The sequence below is a fragment of the Pseudomonas sp. genome, assembly GCF_036404235.1.
Lineage (GTDB): Bacteria > Pseudomonadota > Gammaproteobacteria > Pseudomonadales > Pseudomonadaceae > Aquipseudomonas.
Map to the genome: position 1 here is coordinate 1 of NZ_DASWOT010000074.1, position 20,075 is coordinate 20,075.

21 protein-coding genes and 1 pseudogene are annotated in these 20,075 nt (G+C 56.1%); 4 read left to right on the forward strand and 18 right to left on the reverse strand.

Annotation, left to right across the window (positions count from 1 at the left end; genetic code table 11):
- On the forward strand, window positions 1–370 hold a 370-nt coding region (locus tag VGC62_RS09090; RefSeq protein ID WP_331186744.1), incomplete at its 5' end, for an efflux RND transporter permease subunit.
- A gap of 383 nt (window positions 371–753) precedes the next feature.
- Here VGC62_RS09090 and VGC62_RS09095 read toward each other — a convergent pair.
- From VGC62_RS09095 to plsB, 3 genes and pseudogenes are all read right to left on the reverse strand, one after another.
- Window positions 754–1,443: a DUF4197 domain-containing protein gene (locus VGC62_RS09095; protein ID WP_331186745.1), complete on the reverse strand. Its 690-nt coding sequence runs from the start codon at window positions 1,441–1,443 to the stop codon at window positions 754–756.
- 42 nt (window positions 1,444–1,485) lie between these two features.
- Window positions 1,486–1,884, reverse strand: coding sequence for a YbaY family lipoprotein (locus VGC62_RS09100; protein WP_331186746.1), 399 nt, complete (start codon window positions 1,882–1,884; stop codon window positions 1,486–1,488).
- Window positions 1,885–1,985: 101 nt separating this feature from the next.
- A pseudogene (gene plsB / locus VGC62_RS09105) lies at window positions 1,986–4,442 on the reverse strand (glycerol-3-phosphate 1-O-acyltransferase PlsB); the annotation flags it as partial.
- A 342-nt stretch (window positions 4,443–4,784) separates the two neighbouring features.
- Between plsB and VGC62_RS09110 the strand changes: the two are divergent.
- Both VGC62_RS09110 and VGC62_RS09115 read left to right on the forward strand, forming a co-directional pair.
- Entirely contained in the window at window positions 4,785–5,900 is a 1,116-nt protein-coding gene (locus tag VGC62_RS09110) for a hypothetical protein (RefSeq protein ID WP_331186747.1), read from the forward strand.
- Window positions 5,901–5,938: 38 nt separating this feature from the next.
- Entirely contained in the window at window positions 5,939–6,733 is a 795-nt protein-coding gene (locus VGC62_RS09115; protein WP_331186748.1) for a TSUP family transporter, read from the forward strand.
- Between the two features lie 100 nt (window positions 6,734–6,833).
- Here the strand turns inward: VGC62_RS09115 and VGC62_RS09120 are convergent, their stop codons facing one another.
- From VGC62_RS09120 to VGC62_RS09140, 5 genes are all read right to left on the reverse strand, one after another.
- The gene (locus tag VGC62_RS09120; RefSeq protein ID WP_331186749.1) at window positions 6,834–7,211 is read right to left on the reverse strand and encodes a hypothetical protein; all 378 of its coding nucleotides are present in this window, start codon (window positions 7,209–7,211) and stop codon (window positions 6,834–6,836) included.
- Window positions 7,212–7,276: 65 nt separating this feature from the next.
- Entirely contained in the window at window positions 7,277–8,086 is an 810-nt protein-coding gene (locus VGC62_RS09125) for a putative RNA methyltransferase (RefSeq protein WP_331186774.1), read from the reverse strand.
- Window positions 8,086–9,237 carry a succinyl-diaminopimelate desuccinylase gene (gene dapE / locus VGC62_RS09130; RefSeq protein ID WP_331186750.1) on the reverse strand — a complete coding sequence of 384 codons (1,152 nt, stop codon included), beginning with the start codon at window positions 9,235–9,237 and terminating at the stop codon, window positions 8,086–8,088. Before dapE ends, VGC62_RS09125 begins: the two co-directional genes overlap by 1 nt.
- 205 nt (window positions 9,238–9,442) lie before the next feature.
- Complete coding sequence (locus tag VGC62_RS09135) at window positions 9,443–11,977, reverse strand: glycosyltransferase family 2 protein (protein WP_331186751.1); 2,535 nt, start codon at window positions 11,975–11,977, stop codon at window positions 9,443–9,445.
- A gap of 60 nt (window positions 11,978–12,037) precedes the next feature.
- Window positions 12,038–12,271, reverse strand: coding sequence for a hypothetical protein (locus VGC62_RS09140; RefSeq protein ID WP_331186752.1), 234 nt, complete (start codon window positions 12,269–12,271; stop codon window positions 12,038–12,040).
- Window positions 12,272–12,608: 337 nt separating this feature from the next.
- Between VGC62_RS09140 and tcdA the strand changes: the two genes are divergently transcribed.
- The gene (gene tcdA / locus VGC62_RS09145; RefSeq protein ID WP_414705772.1) at window positions 12,609–13,442 is read left to right on the forward strand and encodes a tRNA cyclic N6-threonylcarbamoyladenosine(37) synthase TcdA; all 834 of its coding nucleotides are present in this window, start codon (window positions 12,609–12,611) and stop codon (window positions 13,440–13,442) included.
- Here the strand turns inward: tcdA and VGC62_RS09150 are convergent.
- From VGC62_RS09150 to VGC62_RS09195, 10 genes are all read right to left on the reverse strand, one after another.
- The gene (locus VGC62_RS09150; RefSeq protein ID WP_331186754.1) at window positions 13,427–13,831 is read right to left on the reverse strand and encodes a SufE family protein; all 405 of its coding nucleotides are present in this window, start codon (window positions 13,829–13,831) and stop codon (window positions 13,427–13,429) included. The genes tcdA and VGC62_RS09150 overlap by 16 nt on opposite strands.
- On the reverse strand, window positions 13,828–15,033 hold the full coding sequence (locus VGC62_RS09155; protein ID WP_331186755.1) for a cysteine desulfurase: 1,206 nt from the start codon (window positions 15,031–15,033) through the stop codon (window positions 13,828–13,830). The genes VGC62_RS09150 and VGC62_RS09155 overlap by 4 nt, the downstream gene beginning before the upstream one ends.
- Before the next feature lie 65 nt (window positions 15,034–15,098).
- Window positions 15,099–16,133 carry a 2,3,4,5-tetrahydropyridine-2,6-dicarboxylate N-succinyltransferase gene (gene dapD, locus VGC62_RS09160; protein ID WP_331186756.1) on the reverse strand — a complete coding sequence of 345 codons (1,035 nt, stop codon included), beginning with the start codon at window positions 16,131–16,133 and terminating at the stop codon, window positions 15,099–15,101.
- Window positions 16,134–16,167: 34 nt separating this feature from the next.
- Entirely contained in the window at window positions 16,168–16,515 is a 348-nt protein-coding gene (locus tag VGC62_RS09165) for an ArsC family reductase (RefSeq protein ID WP_331186757.1), read from the reverse strand.
- Between the two features lie 68 nt (window positions 16,516–16,583).
- Entirely contained in the window at window positions 16,584–17,687 is a 1,104-nt protein-coding gene (locus VGC62_RS09170; protein ID WP_331186775.1) for a phage integrase Arm DNA-binding domain-containing protein, read from the reverse strand.
- A complete protein-coding gene (locus VGC62_RS09175; RefSeq protein WP_331186758.1) occupies window positions 17,668–17,910 on the reverse strand; it encodes an excisionase in 243 nt (80 codons plus the stop codon). The genes VGC62_RS09170 and VGC62_RS09175 overlap by 20 nt, the downstream gene beginning before the upstream one ends.
- Before the next feature lie 7 nt (window positions 17,911–17,917).
- Window positions 17,918–18,280 carry a hypothetical protein gene (locus tag VGC62_RS09180; RefSeq protein ID WP_331186759.1) on the reverse strand — a complete coding sequence of 121 codons (363 nt, stop codon included), beginning with the start codon at window positions 18,278–18,280 and terminating at the stop codon, window positions 17,918–17,920.
- Complete coding sequence (locus VGC62_RS09185) at window positions 18,277–19,017, reverse strand: metallophosphoesterase (RefSeq protein WP_331186760.1); 741 nt, start codon at window positions 19,015–19,017, stop codon at window positions 18,277–18,279. Before VGC62_RS09185 ends, VGC62_RS09180 begins: the two co-directional genes overlap by 4 nt.
- On the reverse strand, window positions 19,014–19,742 hold the full coding sequence (locus tag VGC62_RS09190) for a hypothetical protein (protein ID WP_331186761.1): 729 nt from the start codon (window positions 19,740–19,742) through the stop codon (window positions 19,014–19,016). The genes VGC62_RS09185 and VGC62_RS09190 overlap by 4 nt, the downstream gene beginning before the upstream one ends.
- On the reverse strand, window positions 19,739–19,930 hold the full coding sequence (locus VGC62_RS09195; protein ID WP_331186762.1) for a hypothetical protein: 192 nt from the start codon (window positions 19,928–19,930) through the stop codon (window positions 19,739–19,741). Before VGC62_RS09195 ends, VGC62_RS09190 begins: the two co-directional genes overlap by 4 nt.
- Between the last annotated feature and the right edge of the window lie 145 nt (window positions 19,931–20,075).

Sequence of the window (20,075 nt, forward strand, 5' to 3'; positions counted from 1 at the left end):
GTTGATCGGGGTGACGCTGTTTCTGCTGCTATTCCAACAACCGTTCGGCTTCGTGGCGATGCTGGGCACCATCGCCTTGTCGGGCATGATCATGCGTAACTCGGTGATCCTGGTGGATCAGATCGAGCAGGACATCGCGGGTGGGCTGGACCGCTGGCAAGCGATTATCGAAGCCACCGTTCGGCGTTTCAGACCCATTGTGCTGACGGCCCTCGCGGCGGTGCTGGCGATGATTCCGCTGTCACGCAGCGTGTTCTACGGGCCGATGGCCGTGGCGATCATGGGCGGATTGATTGTCGCGACGGCGCTGACGTTGTTGTTCTTGCCTGCGCTGTATGCGGCGTGGTTCAGGGTGACGAAAGGAGAGTGATACAACCTTTTGCAGGAGCCAACTTGTTGGCGAAACAAGCGCTGCGGTGTGTCAGGCAGTACGTTTCGCGAACAAGTTCGCTCCTACACTGTGTTCTGATCCTGACCCCCCATGTTGGAGCCGGGCTTGTCCCGCGACCGGCGGGGAACCCGTCGTAAAACCTGCGCATGCGGTGTGACTGGCAGGCCGCACGCGCCGGGTTTGCTGCCGCTGCGCGCCAAGTCGTGGGACAAGCCCGGCTCCAACAACTGATCACCCGCCACATTGAAGACATACGCCATCCGCAGCGGTGAAGCATTTGATACGGCCAAGCTTCTCAGTGAAAAACATCGGCTCAAAGCTTGACCGGGAACAGAGTATCTACACGGACTGTGAGCCCGCCGTTAAAGGGCCCCAAACACCTTCTTCGCTAGACTCGTCGCAGCACCGGCGGGATTGGAGCGGATGCTTTCTTCTTGCTTGGCGATCATCTCGAACAGCCCGTTCAGTGCCTGCTCGGTCACGTAGCCTTCGATGTTCGCACTTTTGGCATCCAGCACGCCCAAGCTCGCTGCCTGGCTGGCAAATGCGTTGTACTTCTGGGCCAGCCCAACCTTGTCGGTGGACTGCTTAACAATCGGCAGGAACTTGGCGCGGATCTGCTCGCGGCTGGTCTTGCTCAGGTACTCGGTGGCTGAGTCCTTGCCGCCACTGAGAATGCCCTTGGCGTCAGACACGCTCATCTTCTTCACGGCATCGACCAACAACGCCTGCGCTTGTGGCACGGCGGCTTCAGCGGCCTGATTCATACTGGTTTCCAGTTGATCGACCTGCGCGCCCATGCCGAACTGCTTCATCTTTTTCGCGACTTTGCCCAAATTGCCCGGTAGCTCGATGCGCACGTCCTGGTTATTGCTGAAGCCGCCCGGCACGCCCAACTGCTTGACCGCGACTTGTGCGCCTTGCGTCAACGCATCCTTCAGGCCGCCCGTGGCGTCTGATTGCGAGAGATCACCGAGCGACAAAGCGAAAGCATTGGCTGATAGCAGCAGGCCGGCACACAGACCGGTAACGGTGAGAGAGCGAAGCAGCATGGGGCAGCGTCCTTTTTCAGAAGTAGGGGGCAATGATGGCGCTTAGCGTGCCGGATTCAAACGAATGCGCACGGGCGGTTTTTCTTCCAGCGTCAGGTCGACGTTGTAGCGTTCGGTGCTGATCATCAGCAACTTGCCGTCCACTTCGATGCGCGCACTGACCGCGTAAGTATGGCCCTGTTGGACCTGTTTCTGGTCGTAGGTCAGGTGAAACGGCAGGGGCACCTGATTTTTGATCGGCCCACTTTGTTTGGCCAGGGTTTGTGCCGGAGCGTCAGCCCGGGACACGTCCTGAAGGCTGACCGTCAGCGTTGCTGTCGGTGGCAGGGCGATGCGTTGCAGATAGAAAACTTCGCCATCCAGGCTGCCTTGAACGTTGTTGGGAGCGTGTGCGCAGGCGGCGAGCAGCGTCGCTATCAGTGTCAGGAAAACAGGTTTCATGAGCGGGTCTCTTTATCGTCAGGCGCCTGCAACGGGCGGGTCGCCTCTTGGGTAGATGTGGTCAGCTCAGACATCGGGGACGCTTCTATGACATCCTCATTGCGATGCAGTGCCACCTGGCGAATCGACAAGCGAATCTCTGCGGGTAACACGCGCTTGGCTGCACCTTCGGCCAACTCGCCCAGCAGTTCGTGATAACCCAGCTTGCCGGCTTCGTCCTTACGCAGCACGCCCTGGTCGAGCAGCGACTGAATGAAATGTCTGAACAGGCTCTTGTCGAAAAACTCCGGGGCGTTCAAACCATGCAGAATCGACAGGCGCTGAGCCATCACCGTACACAGGTCTTCCAGTTCTTCGGCGCTCAGTGTGTGTTGGCCGCTGTTGAGCAACAGCGCAATCGCCATGTAGAAACGCTGAAGCGTTTGGGCGATTGCGCGGGACAACAGCGTTAACAACACAAAATGACGTGAGCTAGGCGCGGGACGCAGGTAGACGTCGTTTTCTAAGCGTAGCAAACCCTGTTCGACGAACGCCTCCAGCCATTGATCAACTACCGCATCCAGTTGATCCAGCCGCCAGCGAATGAACAGCTCCGACTGCAAATACGGATACAGCGCGTGGGTGTAACGCAGGATCTGCTCGCGGCTCATGCGCGACGAACTCTGGAAGAAGCTTGCCAACAACGACGGCAAGGCAAAGATGTGCAGCACGTTGTTACGGTAGTAGGTCATCAGGACGGCGTTTTGCTCGTCCAGATACAGAATCTTGCCAAGCGCGTCTTTCTGTTCCGACAACAGGTCCATGCTTTTAACGTGTTCAATCAATGCGCGGCCGTCGCCTTCCGGCAAGGTTGTGTGCGGCGAGTACGGCACACGACGCAGCAGGGTCAGATACAGGTCCAGCACGCGCGCCATGGCCTGATCATCCAGCGCCAGCTTTTGCGTCGACAGCAATGCCAACGCCACCAGATTGACCGGATTGATCGCTGCAGCTTCGTTCAGGTGCTGGGCCACACGCTCGCCCAGACGTTGGGTGGTCTCATGCAACCAAACCGGGCGGAAGTGCGGGCCCAGGGCCTGAGCGCGCCAATCCGGTTGCTCATGATCAAGGAACTCGGCCAGCTTGATCGGCTCGCCGAAGTTGACCGACACCTGCCCGAAACGCTGCTTGAGCGCCCCGATGACTTTGAAGATGTCAAAGATCGATTCTTTCTTCTTCGCAGCGCCACGCAGCTCACCCAAATAGGTTCGGCCTTCGAGCACGCGTTCGTAACCGATGTACACCGGGACGAAAACAATCGGCATTCGCGAGTTGCGCAGGAAGCTGCGCAGGGTAATCGCTAACATCCCGGTTTTGGGCTGCAGCATGCGTCCTGTGCGCGAGCGACCACCTTCGACGAAGTATTCGACCGGGAAGCCTTTGGTGAACAAGGTGTGCAGGTATTCGTTGAACACGGCGGTATAGAGCGGATTGCCCTTGAACGTGCGGCGCATGAAAAACGCGCCGCCGCGCCGCAGCAGACTGCCAATCACCGGCATGTTCAGGTTGATGCCTGCTGCAATGTGCGGTGGGGTCAGGCCGTTGCGGAACAGTAAATAGGAGAGCAGCAGGTAATCGATGTGGCTGCGGTGGCACGGGACGTAAATCACCTCATGCCCCTGAGCCACGTTTTGTACGCCCTCCAGGTGACTGACCTTGATCCCGTCGTAAATCTTGTTCCAGAACCAGCTCAGTACAACTTCAAGAAAGCGGATTGCCGTGTAGGTGTAGTCCGAAGCAATTTCGTTGCCATAGTACAGCGCCTTTTCACGCGCCTTGGCTTCGGGGATTTTCTCGCGTTCGGCTTCATCAAGGATCGCTTGCTTGACCAGAGGGTCAGCCAGCAGCCCCTTCACCAGATTACGTCGATGCGACAAATCCGGACCGATGACGGCAGTTTTCAGGTTGCGAAAATGTACCCGCAGCAAGCGTTGCGCCATGCGCACGGTGCGCTCATAGCCTTTGTTCTCGTTGACCAACTCACGCACATGGATCGGCGCGGAGAACTGCACACGAGTCTTGCGCCCGAGAATCAGGATGGTGATGAACTTGCGAAGACGCCCGGTGACCGCCCAACTGTCGGCGAACAGAAGCTTCCAGGGGCTGCCTTCCTTGTCTGGGGATTGGCCCCAGAACACGCTGACCGGAATAATTTGCGCGTCTTGGGTCGCGTCTTGCGTCACTGCTCCGACCAACCGCTCCAGCGTCGGCGGCGCCCCGCGTTTGTCCTGACGGCCCAGCCAGTCGGGCGCAGGTGTCAGGTAAAAAAACGCTGCTGGCTCCGTCAGATTGCCCACCGCGACCGAGAGCACGGGCCTGGGCAAGCCGGCTTTGCGGCATTCGGTATCGAGGATGGCAAGGTCGCTGATGGAGGGGTTTTGCAGGGCATAGAACACAGGCCGGCTGCGGTCGAGATTGAGGGTGAACGACGACTGATTGATCGTCTCCGAGCGAACCCAGAGGTAAAGCAATCGACGCACAGTGCCAAACACAAGGCGGTGAAACGGGGAGCGGGTCATACGTAATCTGCTGAAAAGGGGCGAGGCCCGCGAGGGCGCCAGTTTGCCGTATCTGGGGGGAATGGGCAAAAGCGTACGCATACGAAAAGGCCGAATACAGACCTCAATTTAAGCGTCGAGGGAATATACAGTGTAAGAAGTTAATTTTTTAAATTAATCAATAGGTTGATTGATCTTCTGTAGGAAAATTGAATGAGGCTACATAGATAAAGGAAACGTCTTACTTTGATAATTGAGCGGGTGTAGATATCTTGGTTGCCGATGTTTAGGTCCGCACTGGCAGGCGAAGAATGGGTGTTTAGGTTGTAAAGCCCCTTGGTTGTAAAAATAACGGGTTCTGTCATGGCGGCGATCAACTACAAGAATAATTCAGATCAGGATCTGTGCAGTATGTATACTCATTCGAAAGACGTAAATAATTTAGCGGAAGTCTCGAAAGTAGCGTTCAGTGAGCAGCAGTCACATCAGCTGGAACTGCTTTCTAAAGACTTGGCTACTATAGGAGGTCCACGAGCACAGGGCAGTCAGGCTCTTGCTCGGAAGTATGCAACCAGATTGTTGGCGCTGCTAAGTCCACAGCAGTGTTTAATATTGAAAGCTTATGCTGAAGGGCAGCTGTCATTGCTCGTATTTACCGGTATGGTTATTATTAAAGAAGATGCCTGTCCGGACAGTCTACCCCCTAAGGCAGAACTTGATAATGACTTTCAGTGTGTTCGGTTAGCTGCGCGCAATCAGCTACTGCTGTGTTTGGTGCAGCATAGAGCGTTTGCATTTGATATGGATAACGGAGGGGAAATTATACGGCTTGTGGGTAATTTCAAAGGCGGAGGCCTAGTTGCGCGTGAGGACGAAGAGTCTTTTTCAGTCATAGAGTTGAGCTCCCATGCCGGTTTAAAGTTAGGGCCGCATACCGAGGCCCCCTATCATTGCTCGGTTAAATCACAAGGCGGGCACTCTCCTGCTCCATCCTCACTTATTTTGAGTGCTCGCTGGAATCCGCTACACGAGCTCACACATATCATTCCCTTGAACAGCGTCATCGATAAGTTGAGTGCCAAGACAGCTTTGGCACTGGCCTCGAATTCATTCCACTACACGCGAAGTGACTCATTCGTGGCTGGCAAAGGTGGGCAAACCAGTGGTGTTTCGATACTTGAATTTGATCAGCGCGGTGAGTTTTCAGTTCGATATAACGACTACCGATTTTCGGTAATGCCTACGGCAAGTTCATCCGTAGAAAAAGCATTTTCGATATTCAAGGGCCATATTGCTGAAGCGCGACCGATCCGTATTGACTTGCAACCGTCGTCGGCCATTATTATCAATAATTGTCGAGCTTTACATGGTCGAGAGGTGATTAGAGATAACCGTCGACTACTTGTGCGTCTTTTTGGTTACTCTGAATGCGCAGACCCCATTGTTCTTAACGAAGACCCGCTCTTGGTCAAAGGTTAATTTAAAGCAGACCTATCACGTCGTCAGGAGGACGAATTTTGTTGGAAGTTGAGATGTCGATTGTTATAGGGCTCGCAATGGTGGCCTTCTTTGCAGGTTTTTTTGATGCCATTGCCGGCGGGGGAGGGTTGATTACGTTACCTGCGTTATTGATAGCCGGTGTTGATCCTGTTGCAGCCATTGCAACGAATAAGTGCCAAGCCGCCTCGGCAACGGTTTCAGCGACGGTCGCTTTTACCCGTAAAAGAATGATTGAGTGGCGCTCAGGTCTGCCGATGGCCGTTATGTCGTTTATTGGAGGCGGACTTGGCGCATATTCTCTCAGCTACCTGCCTAAGTTGGCACTTGAGACGTTAGTGCCCGTGCTGCTGATTGTTGTTGCGCTTTATTTTTCTTTTGCACCCCAACTTGATAGTCAGAGCCGGAAGGCAAAAATCCCAAGTATTGTCTTTTGCTTATTATGTGCCCCGTTCATTGGTTTTTATGACGGTGTTTTTGGACCAGGCGTCGGTTCGTTTTTTATGGTCGCGTTCGTCATGATCATGGGGCAGGGCATTCTGCAAGCCATGGCCAACAGTAAGTTGCTGAATGCATCTTGCAACCTCGGTGCATTGCTGGTGTTTTCGATGCTCGGTACGATCATCTGGCCCATTGCCTTGGCGATGGCCTTTGCTGCCTTTGTGGGCGCACAGCTAGGCGCACGGTGTGCGGTGCGATTCGGCTCGCGCCTGATCAAGCCATTGCTGATCACAGTGTGCTGCATCATGGCAGTTAAGTTACTGCTGACGCCGGGTAACCCTTTGGGTCAGTTCCTATCTTCCGTGTTTAGCTGACGGGTATTTCTACCGAGCCAGCCTCGAATCTAAAGTCGAAACACGATCAGCTGTCATCCCGCAGGGCAAGGGGGATGACATCCAGGTGTGATGACTGAGATCAGTGAGTCCGCCAGGTGATCTCTTCTTCACCGTCGGCACTGATCCGAATCCAGCGATCCGCAGCTTCGTCGGCTTCTTCTTCAATCCAGGTGCCTGGTGCGCAGCGGACTTCCACATTGAGCGCAGCAAAAGCGGCGCGAGCGCAGGCGATGTCGTCTTCCCACGGGGTTTGATCACTTTCCAGCAACAGGCTGTTCCACTTGCCTACCGCTTTGGGGAACCACGTCACCGGGATGCCATTGGCGCTGCATTTCCAGGTCTGGCCCTGTTGGGCCCATTCGCTACACGGTCCGATCGCCGTCGTCAGCCAGGCAGTAATGGCCTTGTGGTCAACGTCGCTGTCTTTCAGGTAAATCTCGATATCAGGTTGGCGCATGGATGCCTCGTCAGTGATCTTGAAAATCCATTCGCGGATTCAGTCTTGAAGCTCGGATCGGCCTGTCATTGCAGGACGAAATAATCGTAGCGCATCAATACAGTGACCTCGAAAGGCTCGGCCTGATCGATGACATTAGCCCGGCGTTCGGCACTGGCGCGCCAGCCGTGGGGCGTCATCGCCAGCAGGTTGGCGCGGGCCTGACCCTCTATCAGGGTCAACTCGAAACGCAGGGTTTCGCTGTGTTCCAAAGCCATGCCTTCCGGCACCAATGCCAGATGCTTGTCGTCAGCGTAGTCACGCACTTCATCGTAAAGCCGCTCGCGCAATTGGATCAGGTGTTCATTGGTTGGCCCTACACGCATCAGCCCGCCGCCCTTGCTCAACAGGCGTTTGGCTTCTTGCCAGTCCAGTGGGCTGAATACGCTGGCAATGAACTGGCAACTGTCGTCGGGCAACGGCACGCGGGCCATGCTGGCGATCAACCAGGTCAGCTTTGGGTCACGACGACATGCGCGTTTGACTGCTTCACGGGAGATATCCAGCGCATAACCGTCCGCATTGGGCAGGGCCTTGGCAATCTGCGCAGTGTAATAGCCTTCTCCGCAACCGATGTCCAGCCAGCGCTGCGGCGCGTATTCGGCGGCAAGTTCGGCAAGGCGTTTAGCCACGGGTGCGTAATGCCCGGCGTTTAGGAAGTCACGGCGGGCCTCGACCATGGCCTGATTGTCGCCAGGGTCACGGCTGTTCTTGTGCTGCACCGGCAGCAGGTTCAGATAACCCTGGCGTGCGCGGTCGAAGCGGTGGCCGAGGGGGCACACCACGCCGTTATCCGCTGCATCAAGGGCGGCCGAGCAAATCGGGCATGTCAGCATCACGCGAGCAACTTGACCAGGGTTTGGTAATAAATTTCGGTCAGCACATCGAGATCGCTGGCGAGAATCCGTTCATTGACCTGATGAATCGTCGTGTTGACCGGACCCAACTCGACTACTTGGGTGCCAAGGGTGGCGATGAAGCGACCATCCGAGGTGCCACCGCTGGTAGACGCCTTGGTTTCACGCCCGGTGACGCTGCGGATGCTCGCTGCGACGGCATCCAGCAAAGCGCCGGGTTCGGTCAGGAAGGGCAGGCCGGACAGTGCCCATTCGATGTGCCAGTCCAACTGATGTTTGTCGAGGATAGTGGCGACACGCTTCTGTAGGCCTTCGACCGTCGATTCGGTCGAGAAGCGGAAGTTGAACACCGCCACCAGTTCGCCCGGAATCACGTTGGTCGCGCCGGTGCCGGAGTTGAGGTTGGAAATCTGGAAGCTGGTGGGCGGAAAGAAAGCGTTGCCATTGTCCCAGTGCTCAGCGGCCAGTTCGGCCAGCGCAGGAGCGGCGAGATGAATCGGATTTTTCGCCAGATGCGGATAGGCAACATGGCCCTGAACCCCGCGCACGGTAAGGGTGGCACCGAGCGAGCCGCGTCGACCGTTTTTGACCACGTCGCCTACCAGTGTGGTGCTCGACGGTTCGCCGACGATGCACCAGTCCAGACGCTCCTTGCGCGCGGCCAGACGCTCGACCACGGCTTTGGTGCCGTGATGCGCCGGGCCTTCTTCGTCACTGGTGATCAGGTAGGCGATCTTGCCTTTGTGGTCAGGATGGTCTGCGACGAAGCGCTCGGTGGCGACGATCATCGACGCCAGGCTGCCTTTCATGTCCGCCGCACCACGGCCGCAGAGCATGCCGTTTTCGTCGATCAGCGCGTTGAAAGGGTCGTCTTGCCACGCCTGAACCGGGCCGGTCGGCACGACGTCAGTGTGACCGGCAAAGCACAGCACCGGACCGTCTTGCGTGCCATGCGTGGCCCAGAAATTATCCACATCCTCGATGCGCATCGGCTCCAGGGCAAAACCTGCATCGCCCAGGCGTTTCATCATCACGGTCTGGCAATCGGCATCCAGTGGCGTGACCGACGGACGACGGATCAGGTCGCAGGCGAGTTGGAGAGTGGGCGAAAGGTCGGCTGGGGCCGTCATGTACAAAACTCCGGTAAACAAGCGCAGGTGTCTCTGTTGAGCTGCCAAGGGCTGCGATGGCCTTGGCCACGATAGCGTTCTCAAGAGGATCGCAGCCTTTGGCAGCGCCTACAGCGCTCATACAAAAGGGGGGGTGGAAAAAGGCGACTATCTTAAAGCAAAACGACGGTCCGAAGACCGCCGTTTAGTCACGCATTTACCGGTTTCAGACCGTCTTAGGCTCTGTCACCGTTTTGGGTTTGGGCAATGACGACAAAAACGCCATGACCAACGCCGCCAGGTACGGCAACGATTGCACCAGCAGCATCACCACCCATAAGCGCGTATCGTTGCTGGGCAGACCCTGTACTAAGTAAATCCCCAGCGCCGAGCCCCACAGCAGCAACATGATGAACAGCTCTTCACGCGCTTCTGAAATCGCCACCACTAATCCGTGGCTGTCGGCGTTTTTCGGGGTGCGGAAGAACGGGATGTTGGTGGTGACCAAACCGTACAGCACCGCTTTGGCAATGGTGTGGTACAAGGCGATCCCAGCCAAAATCGCAGCCAAAGCATCTTTGATATCACGCGAGACGAAACGGTCATATAAATAGAGTGTTTTCACCGAGATCAATAGAAGCATCAATATGGGCGAGGTCGAAAAAATCCACGGAAGCGGTTCGAATTTTTGTGGCGCAGCAATAATGAGAGTGGACCAGAGAATGGCTCCCGCCGTAAACAGCGAATTTATACCCTGCACACACCAAGGTACCCAACCCGCGAGGAAGTAATAACGCTGTGCGGGCGAAAGCTTGCCGGTGTTCCCCATTATCAGGCTGCGCCTATGTTGTTTGATAATTTGAACTGCACCATAGGCCCAGCGGAAACGTTGTTTTTTAAAGTCGGTAAACGTGTCAGGGATCAATCCTTTTCCGTAACTGTTTCGTATATACGCCATGGAGTAACCCTCCTGAAGCGCTCGCAAGCCTAATTCGGCATCTTCACAAATACACCACTGAGCCCAGCCGAGTTTCTCCATTACCGATTTTCGAATCAGGGTCATGGTTCCATGCTGAATAATTGCGTTATGGTCGTTACGGATGACCATGCCAATATTGAAAAAACCTCGATATTCCGAGAAGCAAAAATTTTTGAATGTATTGTCTTTGTGGTCTCGATAGTTTTGAGGTGCCTGGACCACCGCCATCGACGATGATTTGAAGTGCGGCACAGTGTGTTTCAGCCAGTTGCGATCGACGCAATAGTCGGCGTCAATCACGGCAATGATTTCGGCGTCAAGCGCTGTTTTCGGAATAAGATAATTTAAAGCACCTGCTTTGAAACCTGAAAGCTTATCGACATGGAAAAAATTAAAGCGTGGTCCGAGCCGTTCGCAATGTTCCTTGATGGGTGTCCAGGTTGAAGGGTCTTGAGTGTTGTTGTCGATTACTAATACTTCAAAATTTTCGTAATTTAACTCGGCTAGCGAATTTAGCGTAATTTTCACCATGTCCGGGGGTTCGTTGAAACACGGAACATGTATCGAGACCTTCGGTCGGTCGGCTATCGGTTCTTTCATGGGGGCAAAGAATCTGGATTGCCCGGTTGTCCAGGCTGTTTCTATGAATTCATGGAACTCGACGCCCACAACCACTATCGTTGCAGTTGCCCAGAGAAACGTCAGCGGGAGGCACACCAGTAAGGGAAGCTGCTGGCTGTATTGGTAGCCTGCGACGAGGAGGGCTATGTGACACGCCAATATAAGAAGCAGAAGGTGCTTTCCTTGCACGGGGCCTGAGCGCAAGCCTGCAATTAACTGCGAGATAAACGTCTGCCAGCGAAAGGGTTCAGGTATAGCACCTGAAAAGACAAGTTTTGGTGTGCGCTGTGTATTGAAAACTCCCCAATGCGGGCCCTCTGAACCCTCGTCCTTTTTCCATGCCTGATCGAAGGCTTCAATAACGAAATACTGAAAATTAGCTTTATTGAGTTCATGCACTTGAAAACGCAGGTACGCGCTCTGGTCGGCTTGTGACGATTTGGTTTGTCTCACTGAGCCTCCTTCGCTAGGCCAGCCTATCTCCGACAGTAAAAGTGGTTTTTGTGGAAAAAGACTTCTGAGTTTATGGGCTTTATCGATAACAAATGCGGGGGCGTCAGCAACAGGGACGTTTTCCCAGAAAGGCAATACATGAGCTGCAATGAAGTCCACATACTCGGCAAGTTCTGGAAAGTCAGTCCAGATGTGCCACTGTTCAGACGTACTGACAGGTACATTTACAGCGCTGCGCACGCGGCGTAGGTAACTCAACATTTGGAACTCTGAAATATCATGGCGAAATAGCGATTCATTCCCGACAAGCACTCTGACAATGCTTGGGATGATGTTGGCCAGATTGATGCTGAGCGCTATCTCTCGCTCGTTTCGGTCTTCGTCCCTGGAAATCCATATTCCCAATGTCACCTGTAAACCAAATTCACCAGCCAGTTCAGGGATATAGCGCAGCGTGCCTTCAACTGAGTAAATTCGGATGTGTTTGGTAAAGCCACTTATGATTCTCAAGTCCTCGCGAATTTCTTCGACGGTCGGAAACTTGTTTTTTAAAGGATTTTGACCGTTGCGGAAGGGTGAGTAAGAAAATCCATTGATTTCAGTCGGCCACTCTGGCGCCTCTATCAGTTTATTACGTCGAACATAAAATATCAGAAACGTAGTGCAGATCCCTATAGTGCATGCAATGCCAAGAAACGACAGCATCATGATGAATTCCATTTCAACTATTATCGGTCTGGTTGAGTATGGAAGATGTCGTGCTATACCTTAGACTTTTTCTCTATTAAGCAGGCTGAGCTTATTAGGTTGTGTTTTAATCTTGGATTTAACTTGAATCAAAGGGCGCTGACTCGGTCTCGTCATGTGTAAGCTTAATTGAAAGTTGGCGATGGACGGCTTGGTCAGCGAAGACAAAACACCCTGATCAACGCCGCCAGGCGCGGCATCGCTTGCAGACCAACGCAAACGCTGTTTCTTGAAGTAGATGAAGGTATTGGGCATTAACTCTTTGTCAAAGCTGTTTGTGCGTAGGTGGCTGATCAGGCTTTGTCGAGCGCGCGCAGGCCCTCATACACAGGCTGTTTGAAAACTACTGTGCTCGATAATCCTGCGTTAAAACAGGTGACAAATACTCTTTTAGAGCACCTGGAGTTGATCGCCACCCCAGTCGTTTTTCGTCTGCTTTCGCGTTGTCTTCCGTTCGTTTGCTGCGTTTTCACACGGCCTGTACAGGTTCCCTGGCGTCCTACCACTGTGTTTCTGACAAACACCCACATCAGACGGCTGTCTCAAACTGATCTGCGGCCTATAATGCGCGCCGGTTTTTGGGGTATTGGTCATGAGCACAGAAGATCCGCGTTTCGCTGGCGTCGCCCGTTTGTATGGCATCGAGGGTTTGGCGCGGCTGCGCGCGGCTCACGTCGCGGTTGTCGGTATCGGCGGCGTGGGCTCGTGGGCCGCAGAAGCCATGGCCCGGTGCGGTGTTGGCGAGATATCTCTGTTTGACCTGGACGACGTTTGCGTCAGCAACAGCAACCGCCAACTGCATGCGCTGACCAGCACCGTCGGGCGTCCGAAAGTCGAGGTGATGGCCGACCGCCTGCGTGAGATCAACCCCGATTGCATTGTTCATGCGGTGGCCGATTTCGTTACTCGCGAGACCATGGCCGAATACATCACGCCGAACATCGATTGCGTGCTCGACTGCATCGACAGCGTCAACGCCAAGGCCGCGCTGATCGCCTGGTGTAAGCGCCGCAAGATTCAAATTATCACCACAGGTGGTGCGGGCGGGCAGATCGACCCGACGCTGATTCAAGTCTGTGACCTCAACCGTACGTTTAACGATCCGCTGGCCTCGAAAGTCCGTTCAACCCTGCGCCGCGATTACGGCTTTTCCCGCACAGTCACTCGCCATTACAGCGTGCCGTGCGTGTTTTCCAGCGAGCAACTGCGCTACCCAAAACCCGATGGCAGCATTTGCCTGCAAAAAAGCTTCGTCGGCGATGGTGTCAAACTCGACTGTGCGGGTGGTTTTGGCGCAGTGATGATGGTGACCGCCACGTTTGGTATGGTCGCGGCCACCAAGGCGGTCGAGAAGATAGTTGCCGGTATACGGCGTCCGGCCGACAGAATCAAAGCGAACGAAGCCGCCGCTCAGCCCGCCAGTTGACGCATCCTTTGCAGCACGGCGTTTAGCCCATTGCTGCGAGAGGGAGAGAGTTGGCGAGCTAAACCCAGCTGATTGAACCAGTCGGTCAGGTCAATGGTTTGCAGCTCAACTGCCGACAGACCGTTGACGCGTGCCAGCAATAACGCCACCAGCCCACGAATCAGTCGCGCATCGCTGGCCGCACGAAACCGCCAGTGCCCTTCAGCGAAATCGGCCAACAACCAGACTTTACTCTCGCAACCCTCTACCAGATGTTCGTCGGTCTTGTCATCGTCAGCCAAGCCGGGCAATCGGTCGCCCCACTGCATCAGCAGGCGAGCACGCTGCTCCCAACTCAACGATGTGCTGAACGTCTCCAGCGCGGCCTGTGCATCAGCAGGCAAGCTCATTGCAGCAGCTCCAGCGCCTGATCCAGTGCGTTGAAAAATCGCTCAAGATCATCGGAATCGTTGTACATCCCTAGCGACACCCGAATGGCCCCAGCCAGCCCAAGACTTTTTAATAACGGGATGGCGCAGTGATGGCCGGCGCGAACCGCAATGCCCTGTTCGGTCAACAAGTGCGCCAGATCAGCGTTGTGTATGCCATCCACCACAAAGCTTGCCAGCGCCAATTCCGGGCTGCCCAGCAACTGCACGCCTTCACGTGCCAGCAGACCCTCGCGCAGGGCTTGGTGAAGCCCGGCTTCGTGTTTGGCGACGGCTAGCGGGTCCAGACTGTTCAAGTAATCGAGCGACGCGCCCAAGCCGATCACGCCGGCAATCGGTGGGGTGCCCGCTTCAAAGCCCAGCGGTGCGGGGCGGAATGTCGCTTCGTAATAATTGGTTTGCAGAACCATCTCGCCACCAAATTGCCAGTGACGCAGCGTTGCCAACGCCTGATGACGGCCATACAGCACACCTACGCCATCCGGCCCGTACAGCTTGTGGCTGGAGAACACATAAAAATCGCAACCCAGCGCCTGCAGATCCTGTCCACCGTGGACCACGCCTTGTGCGCCGTCGACAACCGTCATCGCGCCTTGCGCCCGGGCCTGCGCAAGTAACTCGGTCAGTGGTTGCCACGCGCCAAGGACGTTGGATAGCTGGCTGACTGCCAGTAATCGGGTACGTGGGCCTATCAGGCAGGCGGCGGCCTCGACGTCAATCAGCCCCGTTTCGGTCAGCGGCAGCACTACCAGCTTCAAACCCCGACGCAATGCCAATTGCTGCCAGGGCAACAGGTTGGCGTGATGCTCCAGGGCGCTGATGACGATTTCGTCGTCGGGTTCGAACACATGCTCCAGGCCATAAGCCAGCAGATTGAACGCCGAGGTCGCACCGTGGGTGAAGACGATTTGCCCGGATGAACCGACATTGAGCCATTGGCTGACTTTGTGGCGAGTATCTTCGAAGGCTTGAGTCGCCAGCGCGCCAGGCAGGTGCTGAGCGCGATGCACATTAGCGGCGCCGTTGGCGTAGTAATGAGTCAGGGCATCGATCAGGGCCTGAGGCTTTTGCGCAGTGGCTGCGCTGTCCAGATAGGTCTGACCTTGCCGTTGCAGGGCGGCGATGGCCGGGAAATCGGCACGCCAGGGAGAGGGAAGCAGCATATTCAAAGACTCGGTGAAGGGAGTCCGGAGCCCCGAGGGACGTCCGAACTCCCACGCAGCTTCGATCAGTTGTGGGCGTGCAGCGCTTCGTTCAGCTCAATGGCTGACTTGTGGGATTTGCACTCCACGGCGCCGGTCTGCGAGTTGCGACGGAACAGCAGGTCTGGTTGACCGGCCAGTTCACGTGCTTTGAGCACTTTGACCAGTTGGTTGTTTTCATCCAGCAGCGCGACTTTGGTGCCTGCGGTCACGTACAGACCGGATTCCACGGTGTTGCGATCACCCAATGGAATGCCAATCCCGGCGTTTGCGCCAATCAGGCAGCCTTCTCCGACCTTGATCACGATGTTGCCGCCGCCAGACAGGGTGCCCATGGTCGAACAGCCGCCACCGAGGTCGGAGCCCTTGCCGACGAATACGCCAGCCGATACTCGGCCTTCGATCATGCCCGGGCCTTCGGTGCCGCCATTGAAGTTGACGAAACCTTCGTGCATGACGGTGGTGCCTTCGCCGATGTAAGCGCCCAGACGCACACGCGCGCTGTCAGCGATGCGCACGCCGCTTGGTACGACGTAGTCGGTCATTTTCGGGAATTTGTCGACGGAGAAGACTTCCAGCAACTCACCCTTCAGGCGTGCTTCAAGCTGATGTTCGGCCAGTTCCGCGAGGTCCACTGCGCCATGGCTGGTCCATGCCACGTTTGGCAGCAGTGGGAAGATGCCGGCAAGGTTCAGGCCGTGTGGCTTGGCCAGGCGGTGCGACAGCAGGTGCAGCTTGAGGTAAGCCTCAGGGGTGGATGTCAGCGCAGCGTCGTCGGCCAACAGTGTGGCAACCAGCGGTTTGTGGCTTTCGGCCAGACGAGTCAGCAGGGCCGCTTGACCTGCGTCGATGGATTTCAGCGTTTCAGCCAGCTTCGACGCCAGGTCGGTATTGAACGCGATGGCCTGGTTGCCGCCGGTGTAGCCCAGTACGGGTGCGATGGCGGCGATCAACTCAGCCGATGGATTGATCAGTGGCTGAGCGTAAAACACTTCCAGCCATGCGCCTTGGCGGTTTTGAGTGCCGACACCGAAGGCCAGGCTGAACAGGGATGTGGACATGAAAATACCTCTTGCGAATTAAGGGCTATCGGAATCAGGCGATAGCCGCTGCATACAGTTCGGGTTTGAAACCAATCAAGGTTTTGCCGCCCAGATCAAGCACTGGGCGCTTGATCATCGACGGCTGTGCGAGCATCAGTTCGATGGCCTTCTCTTGGTCGAGATCGGCTTTCTGGGCATCGTCGAGCTTACGAAAGGTCGTGCCAGCGCGATTGAGCACCACTTGCCAGCCATGCTCGATGCACCACTGGGTCAGGTGCCCGCGATCAATGCCTACAGCTTTATAGTCGTGGAAATCGTAGTTCACCGATTTTTCGTCGAGCCAGGTGCGAGCCTTCTTCATTGTGTCGCAGGCTTTGATACCGTAAAGGACGTAAGGCATTGATATATATGGGGTGATCGGGTCTCCCCAAAACTCCCCCAATTCTCCTCCAAAACAATTGCGCAGGATTATGCGACATCGATCCATTCGGCGCCACGACTGTCACGGTACAGATCGGTCATTCTGGCCGAGCGGTGACCAAGCAGCATTTGTGGGTCTCGCCCTTCTGCTGCGTGAAGCCTGGCCGCAAGAGACCGCATTTCGTGGAAGGTGGGCGGTGTCTTGCCCAAATCCAAACCCAATCGAGCTGCGGCTCTTTTACGCGCCGATGAAAACTCCTTGCTGATCGTGTCGAGCATTATCGGGGAGCCGGCTTTTGCCCGGCTTACCGTGCGAGAATGATGCACCAGGTGCTGTGACAGTACGCGGTCACGGCACTGCCTGATCACTGCGCCGAGTTCGAGGCCTAGCGATTCAAGTCGGATGCTGGTGCTGATCCTCAAGCGCGCCTTGGTTTTCGACTGGACCACATGCAGGTATCCGTCATGTTCGTCCTTGAATACCATGCTCGCGATATCCTCCCGGCGCTGCCCAGTCAGCACAGCCAGCTCCATGGCGCGCTTGAGCCATGGTTGTTTCGCTTCTTTATAGATTTCCTTCCATAAGTCGAGCGTCAGTCTCTCCCGCTTAATCGTCACCCGCGCCGCCTTCGTTACCTCAACGGGATTGGTGTCAGTCCAGCCCGCCGCTACAGCCTCCATGAATACGTCCCGCAGGAGTGACCGCATTGCGCGCGCCATTTGTGCCTTGCCTGCTTTAGCCAGGCTGCCCAAGTAGTTGGCGATCACCATCGTCGATACGTCGCGTATGTCGGCCTTTCCAAACTCGGCATCGAGCCTGGTCAGTCGCATCAGGGCCGTTCGCACGCTCGATGCTGCCAGGCCGCGCTCTTTGTAGATCAGTCTGTACTCTTCGATCCATCCACCGAACGGTCGTGCCGCCGGCTGCTTGGTTTCGACCATGCGCTGTGCCAGGGTCGGACGCACGCTGTCGGCGAAGTTGGCAGCCATGGCCTCGCGTATCGCTGTCTCCTTGTCCTTGCCCAGCCCCAAGACGCGACCGCTCACCGGGTCACGGTACGTGAAGTAAGTGACCCCGCTGCGGCTATCCTTCTTCTTGTAGAGGTTAGGCGGAAGATCTTTGGAGCCTGGGTTACGCGGCCTCGGTGCCATGGCGTGCATTCTCTATTCGACTGATAAGGCTGCCGCCCGCGATTCGCTCGGCTGGCTTTTCTGGTTCGCTGTAATGGGCATCAGCTTCCACATAGTAGTTGCGCCCGTGCTTTACCGGAGCTGGTGCAATCCGCCCTTCGCGAGCCCATTTACGCAGCGTGTCTCGACTCGGCGGGGTTCGAAATTGGTCCGAAGCCCATTCAGCAAGCGTTACCTTTGCCATGCCCACCTCAATCCTGACTCGTCAGGTTTTCTGTATGCGCTGAAACTGTCGCGTCACGGCTGCGTGTCACGTTGCGTTTCTTCAAGCACGCCTTGCAGCGCTCCCAGTTGCCCATGCCGAACATCGGGGCTTTGTCGTGCGTTACCGCCTCGGCGCCACATTCCGCTTTCCAGAACCGGTGCCGTCCATACTTGCCGATGGCGTCCGCCGAAACCTGGACAAAGTAATGGGCGCGCTTGCCGTGAAAGCATGGCTTGGCCCAGCCTTCTGTCTGCTCCAGCTTGCCGTCAGATATTTGTATGGCGCGACGGGTTAGTTCGTCGAAATCGCCAGCCTGCTGCAGAGCGATCACTTCGTTCATGTCGATCATTCTGCCTCCCAGTCCCAGGACAGTTTCGGGTTGATCGGCGGGGTGCATTCCAGGCTGGCCAAGTTGATCAGCGTGAAGTGCCCACCCATCCAGGCGCCGGTATCGATGTGATAGACGTTGCCGAGTACAGCTGGCTGGCGCGTTGGTGTATGGCCGACAACTACAGCGCGGATGTCGCATACGCCGTCATAGTTTTCATCCTGGATACGGGTGCGTGACCACTGTGCCTTGGCTTGAAGATGAACTACCTCGGCTGGCCCGGCGTTTTGAAGGGCCCGTGTGAATTCCTTCCAGCTTTCGTAGCCACAGTCCGCATGAACGATGCCGATCAAACCGTGGGGTGTCATAACCTCGATCACCAGCGGCAGGTCGGCCAGCAGATCAACGAAGCGCTGGATATCGGCAGAGAAACGACCGTATAGCCATGTCCCTCCATTTCCCAAATGCAAGTTCCTGATGTTCCCATTTCCTGACGGATCGAAGCGGTGAGCCTCAATTGCCATCTGCTCATGGTTGCCGCGCACGGCGTGGAACCAAGGCTTGGCCAGCCACACATCGACATGTTCAGACTCAGGCCCGCGGTCGACCAGATCGCCAACCGAGAACAGGCGATCAACCGCCGGGTCGAACTGAACAGCATCCAGAGCCGCCTGCAGCTTTGTGAAGTGACCGTGGATGTCGCCGACAGCGAAGTCGCGGCCAGCGGTGTTGATATCAAAGCGTTCGATGATGCTCATGCTCGACTCCCGATTGCGGCCAGCGCTGCCACCAGTTCGTCAGTGCGCCCATAGAAGCGCCCGGTGTCCTCGTTCACGAAACGCTCAAGCACGTTTTCGATATCGGGGTGGCCTAAGAACCTTACCGGCTGGTACGATTCAATCGCTTCGTCCGGTGCGTCGAGGATTTTGACCGGCTCATGGATGATCAGAATCGTGCGCACCGGACGGACACCCTTGCACCCGCTCACCCAGTTGGTATCCGGCACACACCAGGGCAGCATGTGCAGGCACCATGCGGTGGCGGCGTTCTCTTTCTGTGAACTTGACCAGTACTCATGGTGACCAAAGCTCTGTGGCGCATCGTGGTTTCTGCCGCTTGGCCCATACCCCCAGTCATCGAGCTGGAGCAGGTTCGAGCGCATGATCTGCAGTTCTTCGATAGATGGAATATGCCAGCCCCAGGTGCCGCGAATGTTCATGCCCAGCACCTTGGTGGCTATTGCACTGCCTTCATCAGACATTGCCTTGGTGTTGGCCAACCCATCAAAGCGCGATGTGGCTCCATGAATGCGTGGGCGGGGGCCAGTCTGATTCCACCAGTGAGCCGCACATTCGTAATTGTGACCTGAGTCGATGATTGCGTGCTCGGCGCCATCGAAGTAAATCCGACCAGCGTAGAAGCCGCCCAAGAACGGCTGTCCAATTGCGGGCAGTGCCGCTGCTGAGATTGCGCGTCGTTTCATGGCTGCTCTCCCGATTCCGCCACGGTGCGCAACCTCAGCGCGATACCGCAGGCTTGGGCCAGCCGAGTCAACTCGCCAACCGTGGTGGTGTCTTCCTGGAGCGCTTGACCGAAGCGAATCAAGCGGTCGCCAAGTCTTTGAAGCTCTGACTTGAGGTGCATCTGCGATCCGTTGGTGGTTATGTTCATAGCTGAAATACTTCCTCAGGCCGGCGCGGGGCAGGGGTGCTCGCTTGTTGGCGCGGATTCGCCTGATCAGGTAAGCATGAAAGGCCGCTGGCGCCGACCAGGCTCCAGCAAGTAACTCCGGCTTGATCGTCGTGATAGCGCAGCA